Genomic DNA, 2776 nt, shown 5'->3' on the forward strand with positions numbered 1-2776 from the left:
CTCGACCTCTCCTTCTTCGTCCTCTTCTCCTCCGCTGCCGGTGTCCTGGGTTCCGCTGGTCAGGCCAACTACGCCGCCGGCAACGCCTTCCTCGACGCGCTCGCCGAGCACCGCCGTTCCCAGGGGCTGCCCGCGACCTCCCTCGCCTGGGGCCCCTGGGCCGAAGGCGGCATGGCGGGCCGCCTCGACGCGGCCGACATCGCACGCATGAAGCGCGCGGGTGTGCCGCCGCTGTCGACCGAGGAGGGCCTGGAGCTCTTCGACGCAGGCATCGCGGCCGATGCCGCCTCGGTGGTGCCGGTCCGTATCGACCTGTCCGTCGTCCGCAAGTCGGCGGCGCAGGGCGCGGAGGTCCCGAATCTGCTGCGCGGCCTGGTGCGGGCACCGCAGCGGCGCGCGGTGGCGAAGGACGGTGCTGCGGCGGGCGGACTGGCCGGCCGGCTGGCCGGTCGCTCGGCCGAGGAGCGTCTCCAGCTGGTGCTGGATGTCGTACGGAACGAGGTCGCGGCCGTACTCGGACACGCCTCCGGCGACGCCGTCCCCGCCCAGCGGGCCTTCACCGAGCTGGGCTTCGACTCCCTCACCGCCGTCGAACTCCGCAACCGCCTCGGCAAGGTCACCGGCCTGCGCCTCCCCGCCACCCTCGTCTTCGACTACCCCTCCGCCACCGCCCTCGCCGACTTCCTGATCACCGAGCTGGTCGGTGAGGGGGGCGCGCAGGGCGCGGGCGCGATCGTGGCCACGGCCGCCGGGGCCGACGATCCGATCGCGATCGTCGGCATGAGCTGCCGCTACCCCGGCGGCGTGACCGGCCCCGAGGACCTGTGGCGCCTGGTCGACGACGGCGGCGACGGCATCGCGCCCTTCCCGACCGACCGCGGCTGGGACCTCGCGGGGCTGTACGCGGACGCCGTGGCCGACGACGCGGAGGGCCGCTCGCTCACGCTCGAAGGCGGTTTCCTGCACGACGCGGGGATGTTCGACGCCGGGTTCTTCGGGATCTCGCCGCGTGAGGCCCTGGCGATGGACCCGCAGCAGCGGCTGCTGCTGGAGGCCTCCTGGGAGGCGCTGGAGCGGGCCGGGATCGACCCGGACACGCTCCGGGGCAGCCGGACCGGTGTCTTCGCGGGCCTGATGTACCACGACTACGGCTCGGGGGCGGAGTCGGTTCCCGCCGGGGTCGACGCCTTCCTGGGGCTGGGCACGTCCGGAAGCGTGCTTTCGGGCCGTGTCGCGTACGCGCTGGGCCTGGAGGGTCCGGCCGTCACCATCGACACCGCCTGCTCCTCCTCCCTCGTCGCGCTGCACTGGGCGATCCAGGCGCTGCGTACGGGCGAGTGCGAGATGGCGCTCGCGGGCGGTGTGACCGTCATGTCGACGCCGACGACGTTCGCCGAGTTCAGCCGCCAGCGAGGCCTCGCCTCCGACGGCCGTTGCAAGTCCTTCTCGGACGACGCGGACGGCACCGGCTGGGGCGAGGGCGTGGGCGTACTGCTGGTCGAGCGGCTTTCCGAGGCACGGCGCAAGGGCCACCGGGTGTTGGCGGTCGTCGCCGGTTCGGCCGTGAACCAGGACGGCGCGTCCAACGGCCTGACGGCCCCGAACGGGCCCTCCCAGCAGCGCGTCATCCGCCAGGCCCTGGCCAACGCCAAGATCTCGGCCGACCAGGTCGACATCGTCGAGGCGCACGGCACCGGCACCTCGCTCGGCGACCCGATCGAGGCGCAGGCCCTGCTCGCCACCTACGGCCAGGAGCGGCCGGCCGGACGGCCGCTGTTGCTCGGCTCGGTGAAGTCCAACCTCGGCCACACACAGGCCGCCGCAGGTGTCGCGGGCATCATCAAGATGGTCATGGCCATGCGCCACGGCGTCATGCCGCAGACCCTGCACGTCGACGAACCGTCCACACACGTCGACTGGTCGGCGGGCGCGGTGGAACTCCTCACCGAGAGTCGCGCATGGCCCGAGACGGGCGACCGTCCGCGCCGGGCCGCCGTCTCCTCCTTCGGGATCAGCGGCACCAACGCCCACATCATCCTGGAGCAGCCGCAGGAGGAGCCGACTCCGGCCGAGGAGCCGGCGGTCGTGCTGCCGGCGGTGCCGTGGGTGCTGTCCGCCAAGTCGGAGCAGGCGTTGGCCGGTCAGGCGGCGCGGCTGCTCACGCAGCTGCGGGCGGACTCCGGTCCGGCACTGCTCGACATCGGCCACTCCCTTTCCCTGACGCGCTCCCGGTTCGAGCACCGGGTCGTGATCGTGGCGGCCGAGCGCGCGGACTTCCTGACCGCGCTGGAAACGATCGCGGGGGCGGAATCCTCGGCAGGCCGGGTGTTCGTGTTCCCCGACCGGGACGCGCAGGACGCCGAGCTGGTCGCCCTCGCGGAGGCTCATGTCGCGGGCGAGTCCGTGGACTGGGCGGCCGTGTTCGCCGGTACGGGGGCACGTCCGGTGGATCTGCCGACGTACGCGTTCGAGCACGAGCGCTTCTGGCTGGCGTCGGCGCTGGGCGGCAGCAACCGTACGAGCCTGTCCTCGGCCGGTCTCGTGGCTGCCGAGCACCCGTTGCTGGCCGGCTCGGTCGGCGTCGCGGGCGAGGACGTCTCGCTGTTCACCAGCCGGTTGTCGCTGGACTCGCATCCGTGGCTGGCCGACCACACCGTCTTCGGTTCGGTCCTGCTGCCCGGAACCGCCTTCGTCGAGCTCGCGCTGCATGCTGGTGAGCGCGTCGGCTGTGGTGTGCTGGACGAGTTGACCATCCAGGCGCCGCTGGTCTTCCCGG

Annotated in this window: 1 protein-coding gene; it reads left to right on the forward strand. The window is 73.0% G+C overall.

Annotated features, from left to right (window positions below; genetic code table 11):
• The coding region (locus tag BT364_RS38810; protein WP_143166639.1) for a beta-ketoacyl synthase N-terminal-like domain-containing protein at positions 1–2776 on the forward strand (2776 nt) is incomplete at both ends.

This window comes from Streptomyces atratus (assembly GCF_900119365.1).
GTDB lineage: Bacteria > Actinomycetota > Actinomycetes > Streptomycetales > Streptomycetaceae > Streptomyces > Streptomyces atratus_B.